Source organism: Parafrankia sp. FMc2 (genome assembly GCF_041008525.1).
Classification (GTDB): Bacteria; Actinomycetota; Actinomycetes; order Frankiales; family Frankiaceae; genus Parafrankia.
The window spans coordinates 32,019-52,496 of the sequence record NZ_JBFLUG010000016.1 but is presented as its reverse complement, the minus strand read 5'-3'; the positions used below and the strand labels follow the sequence as shown (position 1 = coordinate 52,496).

At 70.0% G+C, this 20,478-nt stretch carries 13 protein-coding genes; 6 read left to right on the top strand and 7 right to left on the bottom strand.

The window, feature by feature from the left end:
* Nucleotides 1-48 precede the first annotated feature (48 nt).
* A complete protein-coding gene (locus AB1460_RS08625) occupies nucleotides 49-1,527 on the top strand; it encodes a serine/threonine protein kinase (RefSeq protein ID WP_420497222.1) in 1,479 nt (492 codons plus the stop codon).
* A gap of 138 nt (nucleotides 1,528-1,665) precedes the next feature.
* The gene (locus AB1460_RS08620) at nucleotides 1,666-3,129 is read left to right on the top strand and encodes an MFS transporter (protein ID WP_368960149.1); all 1,464 of its coding nucleotides are present in this window, start codon (nucleotides 1,666-1,668) and stop codon (nucleotides 3,127-3,129) included.
* Here the strand turns inward: AB1460_RS08620 and AB1460_RS08615 are convergent.
* The 5 genes from AB1460_RS08615 to AB1460_RS08595 form a co-directional block, all read right to left on the bottom strand.
* The gene (locus AB1460_RS08615; protein ID WP_368960148.1) at nucleotides 3,093-4,811 is read right to left on the bottom strand and encodes an ABC transporter ATP-binding protein; all 1,719 of its coding nucleotides are present in this window, start codon (nucleotides 4,809-4,811) and stop codon (nucleotides 3,093-3,095) included. The genes AB1460_RS08620 and AB1460_RS08615 overlap by 37 nt on opposite strands.
* Nucleotides 4,812-4,876: 65 nt before the next feature.
* Complete coding sequence (locus AB1460_RS08610) at nucleotides 4,877-6,112, bottom strand: phytanoyl-CoA dioxygenase family protein (protein WP_368960146.1); 1,236 nt, start codon at nucleotides 6,110-6,112, stop codon at nucleotides 4,877-4,879.
* Between the two features lie 311 nt (nucleotides 6,113-6,423).
* On the bottom strand, nucleotides 6,424-7,872 hold the full coding sequence (locus tag AB1460_RS08605) for a sulfatase-like hydrolase/transferase (RefSeq protein WP_368960144.1): 1,449 nt from the start codon (nucleotides 7,870-7,872) through the stop codon (nucleotides 6,424-6,426).
* Between the two features lie 61 nt (nucleotides 7,873-7,933).
* On the bottom strand, nucleotides 7,934-9,865 hold the full coding sequence (locus AB1460_RS08600) for an ABC transporter ATP-binding protein (RefSeq protein ID WP_368960142.1): 1,932 nt from the start codon (nucleotides 9,863-9,865) through the stop codon (nucleotides 7,934-7,936).
* Complete coding sequence (locus AB1460_RS08595; RefSeq protein WP_368960141.1) at nucleotides 9,862-11,595, bottom strand: ABC transporter ATP-binding protein; 1,734 nt, start codon at nucleotides 11,593-11,595, stop codon at nucleotides 9,862-9,864. The genes AB1460_RS08600 and AB1460_RS08595 overlap by 4 nt, the downstream gene beginning before the upstream one ends.
* Nucleotides 11,596-11,701: 106 nt before the next feature.
* Here AB1460_RS08595 and AB1460_RS08590 point away from each other — a divergent pair, with 106 nt between their 5' ends.
* Entirely contained in the window at nucleotides 11,702-12,157 is a 456-nt protein-coding gene (locus AB1460_RS08590) for a MarR family winged helix-turn-helix transcriptional regulator (protein WP_368960140.1), read from the top strand.
* A 147-nt stretch (nucleotides 12,158-12,304) separates the two neighbouring features.
* Here the strand turns inward: AB1460_RS08590 and AB1460_RS08585 are convergent, their stop codons facing one another.
* Complete coding sequence (locus AB1460_RS08585; RefSeq protein ID WP_368960138.1) at nucleotides 12,305-14,644, bottom strand: MMPL family transporter; 2,340 nt, start codon at nucleotides 14,642-14,644, stop codon at nucleotides 12,305-12,307.
* Between the two features lie 200 nt (nucleotides 14,645-14,844).
* Between AB1460_RS08585 and AB1460_RS08580 the strand changes: the two genes are divergently transcribed.
* Both AB1460_RS08580 and AB1460_RS08575 read left to right on the top strand, forming a co-directional pair.
* Complete coding sequence (locus tag AB1460_RS08580; protein ID WP_368960136.1) at nucleotides 14,845-16,020, top strand: sensor histidine kinase; 1,176 nt, start codon at nucleotides 14,845-14,847, stop codon at nucleotides 16,018-16,020.
* The gene (locus tag AB1460_RS08575) at nucleotides 16,008-16,652 is read left to right on the top strand and encodes a response regulator (protein ID WP_071088627.1); all 645 of its coding nucleotides are present in this window, start codon (nucleotides 16,008-16,010) and stop codon (nucleotides 16,650-16,652) included. The genes AB1460_RS08580 and AB1460_RS08575 overlap by 13 nt, the downstream gene beginning before the upstream one ends.
* 57 nt (nucleotides 16,653-16,709) lie before the next feature.
* Here AB1460_RS08575 and AB1460_RS08570 read toward each other — a convergent pair whose 3' ends face one another.
* A complete protein-coding gene (locus tag AB1460_RS08570; RefSeq protein WP_368960135.1) occupies nucleotides 16,710-17,711 on the bottom strand; it encodes a LacI family DNA-binding transcriptional regulator in 1,002 nt (333 codons plus the stop codon).
* Nucleotides 17,712-17,913: 202 nt separating this feature from the next.
* Here AB1460_RS08570 and AB1460_RS08565 point away from each other — a divergent pair, with 202 nt between their 5' ends.
* Entirely contained in the window at nucleotides 17,914-20,433 is a 2,520-nt protein-coding gene (locus tag AB1460_RS08565; RefSeq protein WP_368960134.1) for a glycoside hydrolase family 2 TIM barrel-domain containing protein, read from the top strand.
* Nucleotides 20,434-20,478 lie beyond the last annotated feature (45 nt).

Below are 20,478 nucleotides of genomic sequence, written 5' to 3'. Positions count from 1 at the left end.
GGGTGTACGGTTCCCGCCGTCGAGGCGTGCGTCCCCGGTGAACCCCTGTTGCCGCACGAGCCGACCGTCATCGGCCCGTACGTCGTGATGAGCCGGCTGGGTGTGGGCGGGATGGGCGCCGTCTACTACGCGCACGACCAGCGGGGGCGGCCGGTCGCGGTCAAGGTGATCAGGCCGGACCGGGCCAGGGACCAGGAGTTCCGCCGCCGTTTCCGGCGGGAGGTCGAGGCCGCTCGCAGCGTAGCGTCGTTCTGCACCGCCGGGGTGCTCGACGCCGACCCGGAGGCTTTCGCGCCATACCTGGTGACGGAGTTCATCGACGGCCTCCGGCTGGACCATGCTGTCACAAGCAGAGGCCCGCTCGAGTCGTCAACGCTCACCGGGCTGGCGGTCGGGGTGGCGACCGCGTTGACCGCGATTCACCATGCCGGTCTGGTGCACCGGGATCTCAAGCCGAGCAATGTGCTCCTCTCGCTGTCCGGACCCAGGGTCATCGACTTCGGCATCGCCCAGGCCCTGGACAGCACCGGTGGCAGGCCGACCGCCTGGGGGTTCGGCTCGGCCGGGTGGATGGCACCGGAACAGATCACCGGTCAGCCGATCGGGACGGCGGCCGATGTGTTCGCCTGGGGTGTCCTCGTCGCCTACGCGGGCACCGGACGGCATCCGTTCGGGGACGGCGGGGATGTCGGTCTCGCCCACCGGATCACCACGGCCGAACCGGACCTGGCCGGCCTGCCACGGCAGGTGGAGGACCTCGTCCGCTGTGCTCTGACGAAGGATGCGTCCAGCCGGCCTGATGCCCGGGACCTGCTGTTGCGCCTCGTCGAGCGCCGGCCGGGCGAGCGGTCCGTCGGCCCGTCGGTCCGGCTGCTCGGGCTCACCGCGGAGCCCGCGCAGTCCCCGGACAGCACCCCGCGCACGGGGCGGCGGCGCCGGGGACGTGGCCGCGTTCCGCTGACCGCCAGCCTGGTCCTGGTGCTGGCGGCTCTCACCGCGATCGGGGTGGTGGTGGTGCATCGCGATGACGGGACGTCCACCGAACCTGCCGTGCCCGTGGCCAGACCAATGACCGCCCTGGCCAGGCCGGCGGAATCCTCGGCGACACCAACACCAACACCAACACCGACCCCGAGTACCCCGCCCGGCTCGGGCGGCTTCCGGGACGGCTCCCTGCTGTTTGCCGTGGACGGTGTCGAATGCGGGATCGAGCAGCTCGGCCTCGGGTTCCTGGCCCGCCACCCGGACGGCCAGTTCTGCCTGGTCACCCTGACGATCCACAACACGGGCACGTCGCCTCGTGCCCTGGAGAACACCCACCAGTACGCGTACGACAGCACCGGCGCCCGGCACGGCGCCGACTACCTGTCGCGCTTCTACCTGCCCGGCGAGACCATCTGGAACACCGCCGATCCAGGAGCGTCCATCCGCGGCAGACTGGCCTTCGACATCCCGCGGGGCGCGACGCTGCGACGGCTGGAGCTCCATGAGACCTCAACCAGCGGCGGCGGTTTCACCCTGATGTAGCCGGGGCCACTCCGTCACGAAGAGTGGTTCGACGGGCAGGTGTTTTTCGATCTCTGTCGTTCTGCTGTCGACCCGATGCGGCGCTGTCGGCGTTCCCCGTGTGTTCGGGGTTCGACTATTCAAAAACAGGAGCCGTTCATGACGGTCACCACGGTGTCGTCCCAGATGGAATCGGAACCAGCCGGCTTCAACGCGCGATATGGCGTTGTTCTGGTAGTCCTGATGTGGGCATCGCAGCTTCTGGGGCTGGTCGGCCTGCTGTCGGGAAATATCCAGGCCGAGATCGCCACACATTTCCACACAACCAGGATCTCGTGGTTCACGCTGATCACGGCGCTGGTCGGCACCTTCGCCACGCCCTTCGCGGTCAAGGCCGCGGCGATACACGGCAAGAAACGTGTGATGGTGGTCATCACCGTTCTCGGCCTGGTAGGAGACCTCATCGCCGCCCTGGCGGCGAACTACTCCATGCTGCTGATCGGACGCGGCATCGCCGGATGCTATGGACCGATCGGGGCCATCGCCTATTCGATGGTCCGTGACGTCTTCCCACGCCGGCTCGTCGGCCCGGCCAGCGGTCTGCTGGGCGGCGGTGTCGGGCTGGTCGCGCTGGGGGGCCCGTTCCTGTCCGCGTGGCTCGTCGACGATTTCGGTTTCCGTGGCGCGCTGTGGTTCATGGCCGCCGCCAGCGCGGTCAGCCTCGCCGCGCTCGTGCTGCTTGTCCCCGAGAGTCCCGTGCGCGAGGAACGCACCCGGATCGACTGGCTGGGCGGGCTCCTGCTCGGCGGCGGGCTGACCGCGGTCGTCTACGGCATCGGTGAAGGCGCCGACTGGGGCTGGACCAGTGCCCGCACCTTCGTCTTCGTCGGAGGCGGTCTCGCCGCGGTGGCCGGCTTCGCCGCCGTCGAAAGCCGGGTGCCTCACCCCCTGATCCCACTTCCCCTGCTGCGGCGACGGCCGGTCTGGACCATGCTGCTGACGACGTCCCTGGTCGGAGGCGCGGCGTACGCCGTCGGCACGGTGATGTTCCTGCTCGCCCTCATGCCGGCGATCCCCGGCGTCTCCGACGGCCTGGGATTCTCCGCGACCAGGAACGCGCTGATCAACGCGCCCAGCAGCGTGCTGATCCTCGCGGGGGCGGTCGCGGCCGGGATCTTCGTCCGCAGGTTCGACGCCTGGCTCCTCCTGGCCGCCGGCGGTCTGCTCCTCGCCGGGGGATACGGCCTGATCTCCGCACATCACCAGACGGTGCCGCAGCTGATGCTCTTCGGTGCCGTGGCCGCGGTAGGCATGGGCCTGGTGGTGGCCACGATTCCCCTCCTGGTCATCCAGGCGGTGCATCCCGCCGAGCAGGCACTGGCCAACGGTGCCCAGTCCATGGCACAAGGGGTGACCCAGTCCGTCCTCAGCCAGCTGGCGTTCGTCATCCTCGCCCGGGACAGCCAGGTGGTCCATGGCACCCGTTTCTATCGCGATGCCGGATACTCCCACGGCCTGCTGTTCACCGCCGGAGTCGCCGCGACCGGGGCGGTGCTGGCTCTGATGGTGCGTAGACGCCGTGTGAATCAGGCCACCGACTGCTCGCGGCAGTACGAGCGGTAGGTCGTCGAGGACTGGAGCAGTGCGGCGTGGGTGCCGGCGTCGGCGACCCGCCCGCGTTCCATCACGACGATCTGGTCGCAGTGGCGGATGGTGGCGATCCGGTGGGCGATGACCAGTGACGTCCTCCCGGACAGGAGCCGCTCCAGGGCGTCGAGCACGAGGCGCTCGCTGCCGGCGTCGAGCGCGCTGGTCGCCTCGTCGAGCACGACGATGGGGGGATCCTTCAGCATCACCCGGGCGATGGCGAGGCGCTGGCGCTGCCCGCCGGAGAGCAGGACGCCGCGTTCACCGAGCTCCGTGTGAATGCCGTTCTCCCAGGTGCGGACGAACCCCCAGGCGTTGGCCGCCTCGAGCGCGGCCTTGATGTCCTGGTCGGTGGCGGTCGGCTGGGCGAGGCGCAGGTTGCGCGCCAGCGACCCGCTGATCAGTACCGACTCCTGGAAGACCACTCCCACCGCGGCACGCACCGAGGCCTGGGTTACCTCACGGAGGTTCTGGCCGTCGATGGTCACCCGGCCCTCGGTGGGGTCGAACAGTCGGAGCAGCAGCTGGGTGATGGTGGACTTGCCGGCGCCGGACGGGCCGACGAGCGCGACGCTGCGCCCCGGGGTGATCGTCAGGTCGAAGCCGTCGAGCACCAGGTGCGACTGCCGTCCGGGATAGGCGAACGAGACCTGTTCGAAGGCGATGCCGCCCCGGGCGGCGGCGAGTGCCGGGGCGCTCGGGGGATCACTCACCGCGGGTCGCTCCTGGAACAGCTTCGCGGCCCGTTCCCCGGCGGCCAGGCCGGCCAGCACCTCGGGCAGGCTGGTCATGACGACGGTCAGCGAACTCGACCCGCGCAGCCAGAAGCCCCAGACGGCGACGACGTCGCCGAGGGAGAGCGTGCCCGACGCGGTCCGCCACGCGCCGACGAACAGGAGCAGGAACGGCGCGACGAACGACAGGTGGAAGCCGAGCGGGTCGGCGTAGCGGTGCTGGAGCCGGGCCAGGGCCTCGGACCCGGCCCGCACCCGGTCGGTGCCACCGCGCACCTGGCGCAGGGCGTCCTCCTCGGCGTTGAACGCCTTGAGGAGCGTGTTCACGCCGAGCATCTCGGCGAGCGTTCCGGAGGTGCGGCCGAGTTCGTCGCGGATGTCGCGGCTGTGGCGGCGAAGCCGCGGGAGCACCAGCAGTGTCCACCCGACGGCCACCGCGAGCAGGGCGAGCGCCATCAGGGCCATCCAGGCGTCGACCCAGGCGATGAGACCCACCGAGATGACCAGGACCGCCAGCGCCCACCACACCGTCAGGCCCTGCCAGACCGTCACCTCGAGGCGCTCGATGTCCTGGTTGATCGCGGCGGCGACGTCGCCGACCCGTGAGCGGTGGAAGAAGTCCAGCGACAGCCGTTGGACGTGCTCGTACAGGGCGCGCCGCAGGTTGTTCGCCCATCGCGTCGCGCCGCGACGGCACCAGGTGTGGGCGAGGTAGGCCGCCACGAGGAAGGTCGCGGAGATGGCGGCCGCCGCAATGACGGGCCCCTGCCAGCCGTCGTGAAGAAACTGGCGCGGGTCCTGCTGGATGCGGTCCAGCACGACCCGGAACACCGCGGGCGTGAGACTCTGCGCGACCGCGTCGACGAGGATGAGCGCGTAGCCGCCGACGAGCAGCCGTCTGCCGTCTCCGGCGTGCCTGAACAACGTGCGCAGGGCGTGCGCTCTTTCCCCAGGAGGATGACGAGTCGTCGGACGTCTGTTGCCCACCGTCACGTCCGGGGGGCGTCGTCGAGGAGGATCTGGGAGATCCGCTCACGTAGCGCGGCGAGGGCGTGACCACCGTCGGTCGCGCCGTCGCCCCCGGCATCGTCTGCGCGTGGAGCAAGGGAGAACCCGGTGTAGAGGACGCGCCGTTCCTCGACGAGGGGCGGGGTCGACTCGTGGAGGGTGCAGGTCAGGTGCACGGTGACGTCGCCCGGCTCGGTTGGTACGGCGACGACGGGCAGGTAAGGCCGGGAACTGGCGATCTCCACCGGCATCAGCACGCGGTGGGATCCGGCGATGACGCGGAGCTGGCCGTTCGTCACGCCGCTTCCGGTGACTGCGATCCCGGTGACCAGGTTCGAGCAGTTATAGGCGTGGCGGCCGAAGTGGCAGTCGCGATGAAAGCTCACGTCCGACGCGCCGACCGTGACGCCGATCGGCTTGATGAGCGCTTCGGGACCGCGACCACCCGGACGCTGTTCGAGCAGGTCGTCGCCGGCCAGGACGCCGCGCAGGTGGTCCCAGCGTTCGCCGTGCAGGATCGCCGCGGTCGTGGGGGAGTGGGCGATGAACTCCTGTAGCCGGACACAGTGGCGGCTGCCGTCCTTGACGGTCGCCCACCAGGAACGACCGTCACCCTCGCGGTAGTCGGGGAGCGCCTGGTCGATGTCGGAGGAGATGTCCTTCATGTTCGCCGGGTCCAACCAGTTCCGCAGGTGAAGGTAACCGGCCTCGCGCAGGAAATGTGCGACGTCCTCCGGCTCGTCGGCCGGGGTGAAGACGCGCCCGAGGTCGAGCGGGACTCCTCGGCGATCAACGAACTCGATCGCGTCGTCGACGACCGGCCAGCCTTCGAGCAGCGTCAGCCAGAGCGAGTCCCACACGGAGACGTCCAGTTCGGACCCGCCGCGGTAGCGCAGTTCGCGCGCCGTCAGCATCGCGTTGAACGATCGCTGGTTCTGCGCCCAGTCGGAGAAGTCAGCCTCGTCGAACGTCACGATCAGAGCGCCCCCGACCGTGCCGCGGGAGGCGACCAGGGTCGTGCCGTCGCTCCCGAACGACCAGGAGGACGCACCGATCTCGATGGCGAGCGGGGGTGCCTGTAAATAGGCGATCCCGCGCGCCACGAGAGGACCGTGGCGCGTGACGAGCCCCGGGAAGTCCCGGGTAAGAAAATCCTCCAGGTCGATGTGGCGCAGGTCGGCATCGCGACGTGTACGGCGATCCAGAGCGATGGGCATGACAGTCCTCCCGTCGGAATATGCCGCCGGCGAGCACTTCGCTGGTATTCTGCGTTTGGGTCGACTCGTGTCGCGGAAAATCGGGACACGCCAACGAGGCTCTGAAGTTCAGATGTCGTCAGGAAACGGCCGGCGGCGACTTGAAATCCGCGGCTGCCCTTGATCGGCGCGGCGCGGTTACAACGGCTCGACAATCGACATGTCTACGGGACTGAACCCTGGCCCTGTGTGACCCTGCGTGCGCCACCGCGGAATACGTGGAATCTTAGTACAGAGTTACTGATGCGCGCAAGTAGCGAGCCGGACGTCGGCTACGGGCTGACGGATTGTGGAGCGGGTAGGTCGACGTCAGGCATACGTGGGTCGGCGTCGGCGGGAATGACGTCGGTGGTGGCGATCAGCCAGTGCAGCAGTGCCTGGCTCATGCGGTGCTCCACGTCGGCATGTTCCGGGCGGCCGGCGAGATTGTATCGCTCATCGGGATCCTCTGCCCGGTGGTACAGCTCCGGCGGATCGTACAGCCGCCACACATAGGTCCATTCTCTGTCCCGTACCGCGGTGGCCTTGCCGACCAGCTCGGGTTGATCGTGCTGCAGGGCGGTTTTCAGGTCGTAGGGGAAGGGAGATACCTCCAGCTGCGGTTCCTCCTCAACGGTGAAGCCCCCCTCGGTAAAGGCGTACTCGCGGTGCTCGGAGCGGGGGTCGCGCAGAACCGGCAACAGGCTGCGTCCGAAGTGCCGGTGCGGCGCGGTCACGCCGGCCAGGTCGAGCACGGTGGGCAGGACGTCGACGAGTTCCACCATTCCGTCGTGGACCTGGCCCTCGGGCAGCCCGGCACCGGCGATGACCAGAGGATCGCGAGTGATACAGGGGTGCATCGCCGAGGGCCACTTCTCGATCAGGCCGAAGTCTCCGAGATACTCGCCGTGGTCGGCGAAGAACATCGTGACCGTGTTGTCGGCCTCTCCGGTCCGCTCAACGGCGGACAGGACTCTCCCGAGATGGTCGTCCATGCGCGAGACCATGGCGTAGTAGGTAGCGATCACCTCGCGCCACATCTGCGGTGTCACCCGTTCCAGTCCGTGCAGATCGCGGAGAGCCGGAACGTACCGGGGTTCGATCTCGCCTGGCGGAATCGGGTCGGGCATCGCGTCGCGGTCGTACATCGAGAACCATGGCTCAGGCGCGCGGAAGGGGCAGTGCGGGGCGATGATCGGAACGAACAGCACCCACGGCGTGCCCGGCTTGCCGGCCAGCATCTGCTCGGCGGTACGGATCGAGGCCTCGTCCTGGTCGAGGTTGCCAGCCGTCCGGCCGAAGTAGAACAGGCGCGCCCACAGGTCCCCGCCGGGCCAGGTCGCCAGCTCGGGCCGGTAGGCGCTGACCGGAGGCGGTTCGGTGTACCCGTACTCGTGCACACTTTCCTCGGTGACCCCGGGGGCGAACGTGTCGCCGCGACGGCCGGCCCAGGTCACGTGGTACCCGGCGTCCTTGAGGATGCGCAGCAGATTCGGCTCGTGCGACCGCAGCAGGTGGTTCTGGCTGCGATGGCCCGACGTATGGGGGTACCAGCCGGTGAGGAACGACGCCCGACTGGGCACGCACACCGGATGCTGCACATAGGCGTTGGTGAACCGGGTTCCCCGTGCCGCCAGCGCGTCGAGATTCGGAGTGCGGACATGCGGGTTACCGAACACACCGAGCGCGTCCGCACGCAGCTGGTCGGGGATGAAAATCACGAAGTTCGGACGAGTATCCACCGTGGATACGCTCCTCCCGTCTGAAGAGGCACTGGTAAGGGGCTGATCGCTACGCCGTCACTCAGGTGACCTCCGCCGCCGGCGCCCGAGCGAACTGCGCGGCGTAGAGGCGGGCGTAGGCGCCGTCCCGGCCGAGCAGCTCGTCGTGGGTGCCCTGTTCGGCGATGGCGCCGCCGGCCATGACGACGATGGTGTCGGCGTCGCGGATGGTGGAGAGCCGGTGGGCGATGACGAACGCTGTCCGCCCTTCCCGCAGCCGGGCCGAGGCGCGCTGGATGAGGAGCTCGGTGCGGGTGTCGACAGAGCTGGTCGCCTCGTCCAGCACCAGCATCGGGGTCTCGGTCAGGAAGGCTCGGGCGATCGTGAGGAGCTGCCGTTCCCCTGCGCTCACCCCGGCCCCGCCGTCCTCGTCGACGAGGGTGTCGTAGCCGTCGGGCAGGGTCCGGACGAACCGGTCGGCATGCGCCGCCGTCGCCGCCGCCACGATGTCGGCACGGGTGGCCCCTGGCCGGCCGTAGGCGATGTTGTCGGCGATGGTGCCCTGGAACAGCCACGGGTCCTGCAGGACCATGCCGATCCGGGAACGCAGCTCGCCGCGGGTCATGGTGGCGATGTCGACACCGTCGATGGTGATCCGGCCGGCGTCGATCTCGTAGAACCGCATGAGCAGATTGACCAGCGTCGTCTTCCCGGCCCCGGTCGAGCCGACGATGGCCACGGTGTGCCCCGGTTCGGCGATCAGGTGGAGATCCTTGATCAGCGGCCGGTCGGGCCGGTAGCGGAACGAGACGTTCTCGAACGTCACCCGGCCCAGCCTGTCCGGCGCCCCGCCGGATCGAGCCACACCGGATCGAGCCACGCGGGCCGGCTCGGTGGCGTCCGGGGCCTGTTCGGGGGCGTCGAGGAGCTCGAAGACCCGCTCGGCCGACGCCAGCCCGGACTGCGCCATCCCGGACATGCCGGCCAGGTAGGAGAAGGGCTGGCTGTACTGCCGCGAGTACTGGACGAAGGCCTGGACGCCGCCCACGGTCAGCGCGCCGGCCGCGACCTGCATGCCGCCCACCACCGCGATCAGGACATAGTTCAGGTTGCTCAGGAACATCATCGCCGGCTGGGTCGCACCGGACAGCGACTGGGCGCGGACGGTCGCCCGGCTCAGCTGCTCGTTGCCCTCGGCGAAGGTCTCGGACGCCGCCTGTTCCTGACCGAAGACCTTGAGCAGCGCGTGGCCGGCGAACATCTCCTCGATGTGGCCGTTCAGCTCGCCGGTGTGCCGCCACTGCCGGGCATAGGCCGGCTGGGCCCGGCGGACGACCAGGGCCATGACCAGGACGGACAGCGGCGCGGTGACCAGCGCGATCAGTGCCAGCAGCCAGGAGACCCAGAACATCACCGCGAGCATGCCGACGATGCTCAGGCCCGGCACCACGAACTGGCCGAGCACAAGCTGGAGGGCCTGCCCCAGGTTGTCGAGGTCGTTGGTGACCCGGCTGAGCACGTCACCCCGCCGCTGCCGGTCGAAGTACTCCAGCGGAACCCGGTGGATCTTGTCCTCGACCTCGTCGCGGAGCCGCTCGAGAACCCGTTGGGAGACCACGTTGGCCAGCCACGCCTGGAGCACCCCGCACAGGCCGGCAGCCACGTAGACCAGGGTGGCGGCGAGCAGCATCCGCCCGACCGCCCCGAAGTCCACGCCGTGGCCCGGGGTGAAGGGCACCGTGCCCAGCACGTCCGCGAGCGTCCCGTGGCCTTCGGCGCGCAGTCGCTCGATGGCGCCGTCCGCCGTGGTGCCGGCCTGGAAGCGGCGTCCGAGGGCGCCACCGAGGACCAGGTCGGTCGCCCGGCCCAGCAGCCACGGCCCGGCCGCGGTGAGGGCGACGTTGAGCAGGCCGAAGACCAGGAGCCCGACCAGCATCCGGCGCTCGCGCCCCACGACCCGGCCCAGCCGCCGCGTGGTGGTCGGCCGGCGGGTCGTGACGGGCCGGGGACTCACGCCGCCTCCGCGGCGGACATCTGGGACAGCACGATCTCGCGGTAGGTCGGGTTGCCGGCCAGCAGCTGGTGGTGGGTGCCGTCGCCGACCACGCGCCCCGCGTCGAGCACGAGGATGCGGTCGGCGTCGCGAATGGTGCTCACCCGCTGCGCCACGATGATCACTGTGGCGCCGGCGGTCTCCTGGGCCAGCGCCGCTCGCAGCCGGGCGTCGGTGGCGTAGTCCAGCGCGCCGAACGCGTCGTCGAACAGATAGATCGCGGGCCGACCGACCAGGGCGCGTGCGATGGCGAGCCGCTGGCGTTGACCGCCGGAGACGTTCGTGCCGCCCTGGGTGATCGGTGCGGCCAGTCCCTCGGGCAGCGCCTCGACGAACTCGCGGGCCTGCGCGATCTCCAGCGCCCGCCACAGGTCAGCGTCGGAGGCGTCCGGGTCGGCCAGGCGCAGGTTCGTGGCGACCGTTCCCGAGAACAGGTACGGGCGCTGGGGGACGTAGCCGATCGCCTCGCGCAGCGCGGCACCGCCCAGCGCCCGGACGTCGAGCCCGCCCACCCGCACCTCGCCCTCGGTGACGTCGGCCAGCCGGGGGATCAGGCGCAACAGCAGGCTCTTCCCGCTGCCCGTACCACCGATGACCGCGACCGTCTGCCCCGGTTCGGCGACCAGGTCGACCTCGCGCAGCACGGCCGCCTCCGCGCCCGGGTAGCGGAACCCGACGCGGCGCAGCTCGACCAGGCCGGGGGAGGGCAGCGCCATGACCGGCCGGTCCGGCGGGAGGGCGGTCGAGGAGGTGGCCAGAACCTCGTCGATGCGCTGCGCGCAGACCTCGGCCCGCGGCAGCTGCCGCAGCAGGAAGGTGGCCATGATGGCCGCACCGAGGATCTGCAGCACGTAGCCGAGGAACGCCGTCAGCGCCCCCACCCCGATTGCTCCCGAGTCGACCCGCCCGGCGCCGAACCACACCACGGCGACCCCGGCCAGGCTGCCCACCGCGGTGATCACCGGGAAGATCAGTGCCGTGAGCTGACCCAGCCGTACCGACACGTCGGTGAGCTGGCGGTTCACCGACGCGAACCGCGCCCGCTCGTGGTCCTCGCGGACGAAGGCCCGGGTCACCCGCAGACCGGCGATCTGCTCCCCCAGGATCCGGTTGACCGTGTCGATCGCGCTCTGCAGCGCCTCCGACAGTGGCGTCATGCCCCGCAGGATCAGCCAGATCGCCAGGCCCAGCACCGGTATCACCACGGCCAGCAGCAGCGACAGCACGGCGTCCTCGCCGAGCGCGAAGGCGATCCCACCCACGCACATGATCGGCGCTGTGATCATGAAGGTGAGCGTGAGCTGGACGAGCATCTGGATCTGCTGGACGTCGTTGGTGGCCCGGATGCTCAGGGACGCGGCGCCGAACCGGTCGAGCTCCCGCGCGGAGAAGGCGAGCACCCGTTCGAAGACCTCCGCGCGCAGGTCACGGGCCAGGTAGGTGGCCACCCGCGCACCCAGCACCGCGGCGGCGACCGCGCAGACGAGCTGGCCGAACGACACCGCGACCATCAGTCCGCCGAGCCGCACGATGTAGCCGGTGTCGCCGGCGAGAACTCCGTGGTCGATGACGTCGGCGCTCAGCGCCGGCAGGTACAGGGCGCCGGCTGCCTGGCCGACCTGGAGCAGCAGCACGACGAGAGCCATCCGCCGGTAGGGGCGGAGGTAGCGCGGAAGCAGCCGGATCAGCATGACGTCCCATCACAGTCGGCCGGAGGCGGCCGGGGCGCGCTGACCATAACCCGATCTCGGCGATTGCATCAAGAGTTATGCATCGATGTTGATGTAGCTTCGGGGCATGGACGGATTCGAGCTCTTCCAGCTGGGGCGCCAGCTGATGAAGCTGGGCGAGCAGTCGATGCCCGAGATCGGCTTCCGCCAGATGTCCGCTCCGACCCGCGCGATCGTGTTCGACGTCTTCGAGAACCCGGACACCTCGATCTCCGACATCGCCGCCCGCGTCCGCTTCCCCCAGAGCCAGGTCTCGGTGTGCGTCGCCCGGCTGCGGGAGGCGGGCGCCGTCGAGACCGTGACCGACCCGCGCGACCGGCGCCGCACCCTCGTTCGTCTCACCGCGGCGACGCTCGAGCGTGCCGATGCCCGCCCGCCGGCCGAGATCGACACCGCGGTGGCCACCGCGATCGACAGCACCGACCCGGACGACGTCGACCGGGTGAAGGAGGCGCTGCGGGCGCTGGCCGACCTGCTCAGGCCCGGGAACCAGGACTGCCACAGCGGCACGGGGGACGCCTGACCACGGCCCTGTCCAGGGCGTCGCGGGCGAACCTCGGCAGCGCGGGCCGCCCGCCGCCGCCACCTGCTCCCGGGAGGCGCGCTCGACGCCGGCAGGGTCGACCAGCAACCGGCGACCATGCCGGCTGCTGTCAGCGGGCCCCGGCTGTCAGCGGATTCCGGCCGTCTCGTGCGAGCCCCGCTCGGGGTGGATTGCTGCCGGGGTCGCGCGGTGCAGGGCCGCGCCCTCGACGTCGATGCGGGGGAGCAGCCGGTCCAGCCAGCGGGGGATCCACCACGCCTTGGAGCCGAGGAGGGTGAGGACGGCGGGCACGATCGTCATGCGGACGATGAAGGCGTCCAGCAGGACGGCTGTGGCCAGTCCGAAACCGATCATCTTGATGATCGGTTCGTCGCCGCCGACGAAGCCACCGAAGACTGCCATCATGATCAGGGCTGCGGCGACCACGACGCGGGCGCTGTGGCCGAACCCGGCCACGATCGCCGCGTCGGCGTCCGCGCCGTGGACGTGGGCCTCGCGGATTCGCGAGCAGAGGAAGACCTCGTAGTCCATCGCCAGGCCGAAGACGATACCCACCATGAAGATCGGCATCATGCTCATGATCGGGCCGGTCTGCTCCAGACCGAGGAGGTCGGCGCCCCAGCCCCACTGGAAGACCACCACGACCGCGCCGATCGCCGCGAGCACGGAGAGCAGGAAGCCGAACGCTGCCTTGATGGGGACGAGGACCGAGCGGAAGAGGACGAGCAACAGCAGGAAGGCCAGTCCGACCACGACCGCCAGGTAGGGGACAAGAGCATCCCGCACCTTCTGCGCGACGTCGATGTTCACCGCGGTGGTGCCGGTGACCTGAAAGGTGGCGCCGGTGACGGACTCGGCGGCGGCGCGCTGTGCCCGGATGGCGTGTACGACGTCCGAGGTGTTCCTGTCGCTGGGGGCGCTGGCGGGGATGGCGGTCAGCACGGCGGTGTCACCCGCGTTGTTGTACCTGGCCTCCGACACCGAGACGATCCCGGCGGTGGCTCGGACCCGCGTGGTGATCTCGTTCACCGCGTCGCGGGGTGCCGGTGCGCCGGCGGCGTCGACGACGATGGTCAGCGGGCCGTTGAAACCGGGGCCGAAGCCGTCGGCGAGCGCGTCGTAGGCGCGGCGTTCGGTGGTTGAGGTCGGCTTCGCTTCGTCTCCGGCCGTGCCGAGTTGCATGTCCAGAACGGGGACGGCGATGGCGGCGAGCGCGACGACGCTCAGGAGGAGCACCCCGCGAGGATGACGCAGCACCAGGCGCGCCCACCGGGCACCCAGGTTGACGCGGTCGGCCCGGCCGTTCCGACCGTTGCGGCCACGGCGGCGGCCATCTGGGGTGACCGTTGCGCCGTTCATGCCGTTCATGCCGTTTATGCCGTTGGTGTCGTTGGTGTCGTGGTGGACGCCTGCGGCGGCCAGGCGGGCGGCGCGCCGGGCCTGCCGACGCTCCCGGCGCGGCAGCACGGCGTGCTGGAAGAAGCCGAGCAGCGCGGGCACCAGAGTGATGGCGACCAGCACCGCCACGACTGTCGTTCCCGCCGCGGCCAGGCCCATCTTGGTCAGGGTCGGGACACCGACCACGAAGAGGCCCGCCAGCGCGATGACCACGGTCAGCCCGGCGAAGACCACCGATGATCCGGCTGTCCCGGTGGCCAGTCCCGCGGCCTCCAGTGCGTCGTGGCCCCGCGACCGCTCCTCGCGGTAGCGGGAGACGATGAACAGCGCATAGTCGATGCCGACGGCCAGTCCGAGCATCGTCGCCAGGGTGCCTGTCGTCGCGGACAGCCCCAGGGTGCTGCCCAGTGCCAGCAGCCCGGCGGATCCGATGCCGACCCCGATGAGCGCGGTGAGCAGCGGAAGGCCGGCCGCGGCGAGCGATCCGAAGGTCACGAGCAGGACGACGGCGGCGACGGCGATGCCGAGTGCCTCAGCGGCGCCGCCCGCAGCGGGACGGGTGGTCAGGGCGTCGCCGCCCACCTCGACTGTCAGCCCGGCGGCCTGCCCGTCCGCGACAGCGGCGCGCAGGCCGTCCTTGCTCGCGTTGGTCAGATCCGCACTGGGTACCGAGTAGGTGACGGTGGCGTAGGCGGTTTCTCCGTCAGCGCTCACCGCCCCGGCCTGGAACGGGTCAGCCGCCACGGTGACCTGCGGCCCGTCGGCCGCCCGCGCCAGGACCTCGGCGACCTGGGCGCGGTGATCCGGTGTCGTCAGTGTCTCTCCGGCCGGAGCGACGAAGATGAGCCGGGCGATGGCCCCGTTCGCCGCGGGGCCCGGGAAGCGCTCCTCCAGGAGGTCGAAGGCGCGCTGTGATTCGGTACCGGGAATGGCGAAACCGTCATCGGGCGCGGATGGCGCGAGAACAGCACCGATTCCGGCTGTGGCGAGTACCACGATCCACAGCAGGAGAACGGCCCGGCGCCGCCGGAACGACAACCGGCCCAGCCGATGGAGAAAGGTCGCCACTGAAGGATCTCCCTACTTGTCCGGCGGGGGCGTCGCCGCCGGTCGACGGCTTCTGAATTCGTTCTCAACAATGCCGTCCGTGAGATCCGGTCACGAGGGTGCGCGGTCCCGAATCGATGGTGTAGCCCGCTACACCATCCGCCACGTCCAGGCGGAGTCCAGCCATCTCCGGCCGGACGCCGACGCCTACGCTGGGTGCCATGCGTGAGGCGGTGAGACGGGCGGGCCGGGCCACGGTCTATCTGGCCGCATCCGCCGGTCTGACCTTCGGTTCGTACCTGTTCATCACCGTGCTGCTGTGCACGGTGATCGCCACGGTGGCGGTGGTGGGCGTCGCGATGCTCCCCGAGACGGTGCTGCTCATGCGTCGCTGGGCGGGTGCGAAGCGCACCTGGGCGGGCGCCTGGCGCGGAGAACGGATTCCCGAGGCGTACCTGCCGTTGACGGGGCCGCTGCGGCGGCGGCTACGTCACGCGGTGCACGACCCCGGCACCTACGCCGACCTGCGCTGGATGGTCGCCCAGTACCTCTACGGCTGGCTGGTGTGCCTGGCACTGCCGCTGTGGCCGGTCGGCCTGGCCGTCGACGGGGTGTGGTCCGGGCTGCTCGGCCGGCAGCCGTTCGTCCTCCCGCTGATCGGACGGCTCGCCGACCGGGACGCTGCCTGGTCCGCGCGGCTGCTGCGCCCCACACCGAAGGCCCTGCTGACCGAACGGGTGGAAAAGCTGACTGTTACCCGGGCGGATGCCCTCTCCGCCCACGACGCCGAGCTGCGGCGCATCGAACGGGACCTGCACGACGGCACCCAGGCCCGGCTGGTGGCGTTGTCCATGCGGCTCGGGCTGGCCCGCCGCGCCTACGACGCCGACCCGGCAACGGCGCGCCGGCTTCTCGACGATGCCCAGGACCAGGCCGAGGAGGCTCTGGCCGAGCTCCGACATGTCGTGCGCGGCATCCACCCGCCGATCCTCACCGACCGCGGGCTCGCCGGGGCGCTCCGGGCGTTGGCCGCCGGCAGCGGCCTTTCCGTCGGTATCACCACCGACGCGACAGACAATGCCCCCCGCGCACCGGCAGCGGTGGAGGCCGCGGCGTACTTCGTCGTCGCCGAGGCGCTGACGAACGCGGCGAAGCACAGCGGGGCCGAGCACGCCGAGGTCCGTCTCGCACACACCCGCGCCGGCCTGCAAGTGATCATCCGCGACGAGGGGTGCGGCGGAGCCGAGGAGAGGCCGAGCACCTCCGTCCCGCTGGTCGGTGGTTCGGGACTGCTCGGCATGCGCCGCCGGGTCGCCGCGCTCGACGGCACAATGACCGTGACCAGCCCCGTCGGCGGGCCGACCGTGATCGATGTGGAGCTGCCGTGCGTGTGGTGATCGGCGAGGACAACGCCCTGCTCCGTGAGGGCCTCGTCCTGCTGTTGACGTCCGCCGGCCACCAGGTGGTCGGCGTCGCCGACGACGGACCGGCGGTGGTGCCCACGATCATCGAGCGCCGACCGGACATCGCCGTGCTCGATGTGCGGATGCCGCCGGGATTCCGGGACGAGGGCCTGCGGGCCGCGCTCGCTGCCCGGGCAGCGATACCCGGGCTGCCGGTTCTCGTGCTCTCCCAGTACGTGGAGGCGTCCTACGCGACCGAACTGCTCGGCGCCGGCGCCGGCGCGATCGGCTACCTGCTCAAGGACAGAATAGGCCGCGTCGAGGAGTTCCTCGACGCGCTGGACCGGGTCGCCGCCGGCGGCACCGCACTCGACCCGGAGGTGGTCACCGAGCTGCTCACCCGCCGCCGCGACTCGCCGGTGGACTCCCTCACCCCACGCGAGCGCGAGGTCCTCGCGCTGATGGCCGAGGGCCACGACAACACCACCATCGCCGCGACCCTGGTGGTGACCGAACGGGCGGTGAGCAAGCACATCGGCAACGTGTTCCTGAAACTGGGCCTACCCGCCACCGACGGCGGACACCGTCGAGTGCTCGCGGTCCTGGCCTACCTGAACAACGCGTAACGCGCCCGCCCTGCTTGGCCGCCCGGCGCCCGGCCGAGCAGCATCTCGTTACCTGGCTCAGCTGGTCTCACGTTGGACCAGAGTGGGTTCCACAACAGTGCGAGAGGTAGGCGCAGGCCGCTGTTCGACACTGCGCAGGACGAAGTCGGCAAACCTTCGCCCCAGAGCGACCGTGTCGATGCGGATGGTGCTCAGCGCAGGTACGAACATCGCCGCGATCGGAGAGTCGTCGTGGCCGATCACCGCGAGATCATCGGGCATCCGGAGGCCTGCGCGGACCGCGCCGCTGGCGACGGCGGCAGCGACGTCGTCGTTGAACGCGACGACTCCGGTGATGCCGGCGTCGAACATTCGGCGAATGGTCTCGTCGGTGGAGGCGCTGCGGTAGTTGATCTCCTCCAGAGTGAGTGCCGTGAGGCCCAGCGAACGGGCCCGCTCGCTCGCGGCCTGAAACCGGGCAGCGATCATCGAGGACGCGTGTGCCTCCACCGCCGCGACATAGACCAGGTTCCGGTGGCCGCGTTCGTGGAGGTGGTCGACCTGCAGCCGCGGGCCTGCGCTGAGCGCGAGGGATGCGTCGATGGGCTCAGTACGACCGGGGTTCGGATAGATCTTCCTGACACCGCAGGCGAGCATGGAATCGACGTCGGGCGGGCTGAACGGGATGGTCCCGACCACCAGGTCGGGGCTGAGGGATTCCCACAGCGGCCGGGCCGTCTGGTCGGCGTGGCGAGTGTAGGTGACCAGGGAGTACCCGGCCCGGTCGAGCGCGAGGGAAGCCTCGTCGAGATAGTTGCGCATCCGGAACTCGATCGGCCAGTCGGGCAGCACCAGCAGGATGATCCGGCTGCGGCCGCTGGCCAACGTGCGGGCGGCGCTGTTGGGTCGGTAACCGAGGCGTTCGGATGCCCGTAGCACCCGTTCACGGGTGTCCTTCGGGATGGTCTGACCTCGCGTGTTGTTCAGGACGAACCCGACGGTCGCCCGCGACACCCCCGCTTCTCGGGCGACGTCGACGGCGGTCACCCGCCGACCGGCTGCCGGCTCCGACACGGTCACCGCCTTGTCCTCCTCCGCTGGCCTGAAGCAAGTCGGACTTGTGCGCGCTAGTGCTCGATGCTAGCTTGCGTGCACGTCACTAGCCCCCGCTAGTGGCGTCAGCCACGGATCAGGTCGCCCCCGGGTCCGCCGCGGGGCCCTACCTGCCGTCGGCTGCCATCGCTGATGACGGCCTGCTTGGCACCTGACCAGGAGAGCTCGATTGATCCGCACATCGTTCAACGACGGCTGGTCGTACCGCCGGAAGCCCGACGCCTTCCAGGCTCTGCTCGGCAGGGCGAACGAGGGCTGGGAAGCGGTGCGGTTGCCGCATGACGCGATGGTCCGCCGCGAGCGGAGCGGTGCCGATCCGGAGGCTGGTCACCGGGGTTACTTTCCGGCGGACGGCTATGAGTACAGGAAGACCTTCTTCGTTCCGGAGGATTACCAGGACTGCCGGGTGACGTTCGAGTTCGAAGGCGTCTACCGCCATGGCCGGGTCTACATCAACGGCGACCTTGCCGGGCAGTGCGCCAGCGGCTATTCCACCTTCCTGGTTCGCGCCGATCACCTGCTGCGATATGGGGCGGACAACGAGGTACGGGTCGAGGCCCGCAGCCAGGACGACAGCCGGTGGTACACCGGCGGTGGCATCTACCGCGGCACGAGCATCATCGTCGCCGGGCTGCTGCATCTGGCTCTCGACGGCGTGCGGATCACCACTCCTGTCATCGAGAGCGATGCGGCGCTTGTGGCCGTGGCGACCGAGATCCAGAACGAATCGGCGGTGACACGGACCGTCGAGGTTCGCAACGACATCGTGGGCGCCGATGGCGAGATCGTCGCCGGCGACGTCGCACCGGTCACCGTGTTCCCCGGCGACAGCGCTCTGCTGCGCCAGCGGCTGGTCGTTCCCGAGCCCCGGCTGTGGAACGTGGAGCACCCCGATCTCTATACCTGCCGAACCTCCGTCACCGCCGGCGGCGAGCGACTCGACGAACAGACGACGCGCTTCGGCATACGCACGTTGACCGTCGACGCACGGCGGGGTCTTCGGATCAACGGTGAGGGCGTGAAGCTACGTGGCGCCTGCATTCACCACGACAACGGTGTGCTCGGAGCGGCGACCATCGATCGGGCCGAGTGGCGCCGGGTGGAGATCCTCAGGCAGGCCGGTTTCAACGCGATCCGCAGTGCCCACAACCCGATCAGCCGAGGGCTCCTCGACGCCTGCGACGAGCTCGGCATGATCGTGATGGACGAGCTGAGTGATGTCTGGACCCGTGCGAAGTCCGCGCACGACTACGCCAGCGATTTCGCCGGCTCGTGGGAGGCGGACATCCGTGCGCTGGTCATGAAGGACCTCAACCATCCCAGCGTCGTCTTCTTCTCGATCGGTAACGAGATCCCGGAGGTGGGCACCGCCGCTGGCGCGGTACTCGGTCGCCGGCTCGCCGAGAAAGTCCGCGAACTCGACGACACCCGGTTCGTCACCAACGCCGTGAACGGTCTGCTCGCCGTGGGACCGGATCTCTTCTCGGCCGTGACCGCCGGCCGGGAGAATTCCGCCGAGGAGGGTATCGCGGACGCCGGCACCGCCGGCGACGACGTCGGCGACGTCAACGACGCCATGACCCGCCTGCGGGAGTTCATGCCGACGTTGATGACCTCGGAGCTCGTGACGACGCGTACCGCGGAGTCCATGGCCTACCTGGATGTCGCCGGCTACAACTACCTCGAATCCCGCTATGAGCTCGACCGGACACTGTTTCCCAACCGGGTGATCGTCGGCACCGAGACCCACCCCTCGGACATCGACCGCAACTGGCGGCTCGTACGGGACAACGATCACGTCATCGGAGACTTCACCTGGACCGGCTGGGACTATCTGGGCGAGCCAGGAATCGGCAGGGTCGAGTACCAGAGCGATCCCACGGCGCAGGCCAGTGGCACGCCTGGCCATCAGGGGGCCTACCCGTGGCTCACAGCCTGGTGTGGCGACATCGACATCACCGGTCATCGGCGCCCGGCCTCCTACTACCGGGAGGTCGTCTTCGGGCTGCGAACCACGCCCTACATCGCCGTCCATCGCCCCGAGCGGCATGGTGAACCGGTCCGGCTGGCGACCTGGTGGTCGTGGAGCGACTCGATCTCAAGCTGGAGCTGGAGCGGTCACGAGGACAGGCCGGTCCGGGTCGACGTCTACTCCGCCGCGGACGAAGTCGAACTCCTGGTCAACGGCCGCTCGGTCGGCAGGGCTCCGGCGGGGGAGAAGCACCGTTTCACCGCCTCCTTCGACACCGTCTTCGAGCCCGGCTCGCTCACGGCCGTCGCCTACACCGACGGCCACGAGACCGGCCGGACCGCCCTTCGCTCCGCCACCGGCGAGGTCCGGCTCGACGTCATCGCCGACCGGGAGCAGATCACGGCCGACGACCGCGATCTGGCCTTCGTGTCCATCACCCTGGTTGACGCGGACGGCAGTCTGTACAACACCGCCGACCGCAGGGTCTCCGTCGAACTGACCGGGCCGGCAGTGCTGCAGGGCTTCGGCAGCGCGAACCCGCGGTCGGAGGAGAACTTCTTCGACACGGTACGAACGACGTTCGACGGGCGGGCGCTCGCCGTGATCCGTCCGACCGCGCCCGGTTCGATCACGCTGACCATCACGGCCGACGGCTGCCCACCCGCGGCCGTCCAGGTCGAGGCAGTGCCGGCGGAGCAGACCGGGGAACTTCGATGACCGGCCTGTCCTCTGTCCTCGAGGGTCACCGCTCCTCTCTGTCCA

Excerpts from the sequence above, each read along its gene's own strand:
- AB1460_RS08595 (WP_368960141.1), bottom strand. The coding sequence starts at position 11,595 with ATGCTGATCCGGCTGCTTCCGCGCTACCTCCGCCCCTACCGGCGGATG.
- AB1460_RS08610 (WP_368960146.1), bottom strand. The coding sequence starts at position 6,112 with ATGCCCATCGCTCTGGATCGCCGTACACGTCGCGATGCCGACCTGCGC.
- AB1460_RS08620 (WP_368960149.1), top strand. The coding sequence starts at position 1,666 with ATGACGGTCACCACGGTGTCGTCCCAGATGGAATCGGAACCAGCCGGC.
- AB1460_RS08590 (WP_368960140.1), top strand. The coding sequence starts at position 11,702 with ATGGACGGATTCGAGCTCTTCCAGCTGGGGCGCCAGCTGATGAAGCTG.
- AB1460_RS08580 (WP_368960136.1), top strand. The coding sequence starts at position 14,845 with ATGCGTGAGGCGGTGAGACGGGCGGGCCGGGCCACGGTCTATCTGGCC.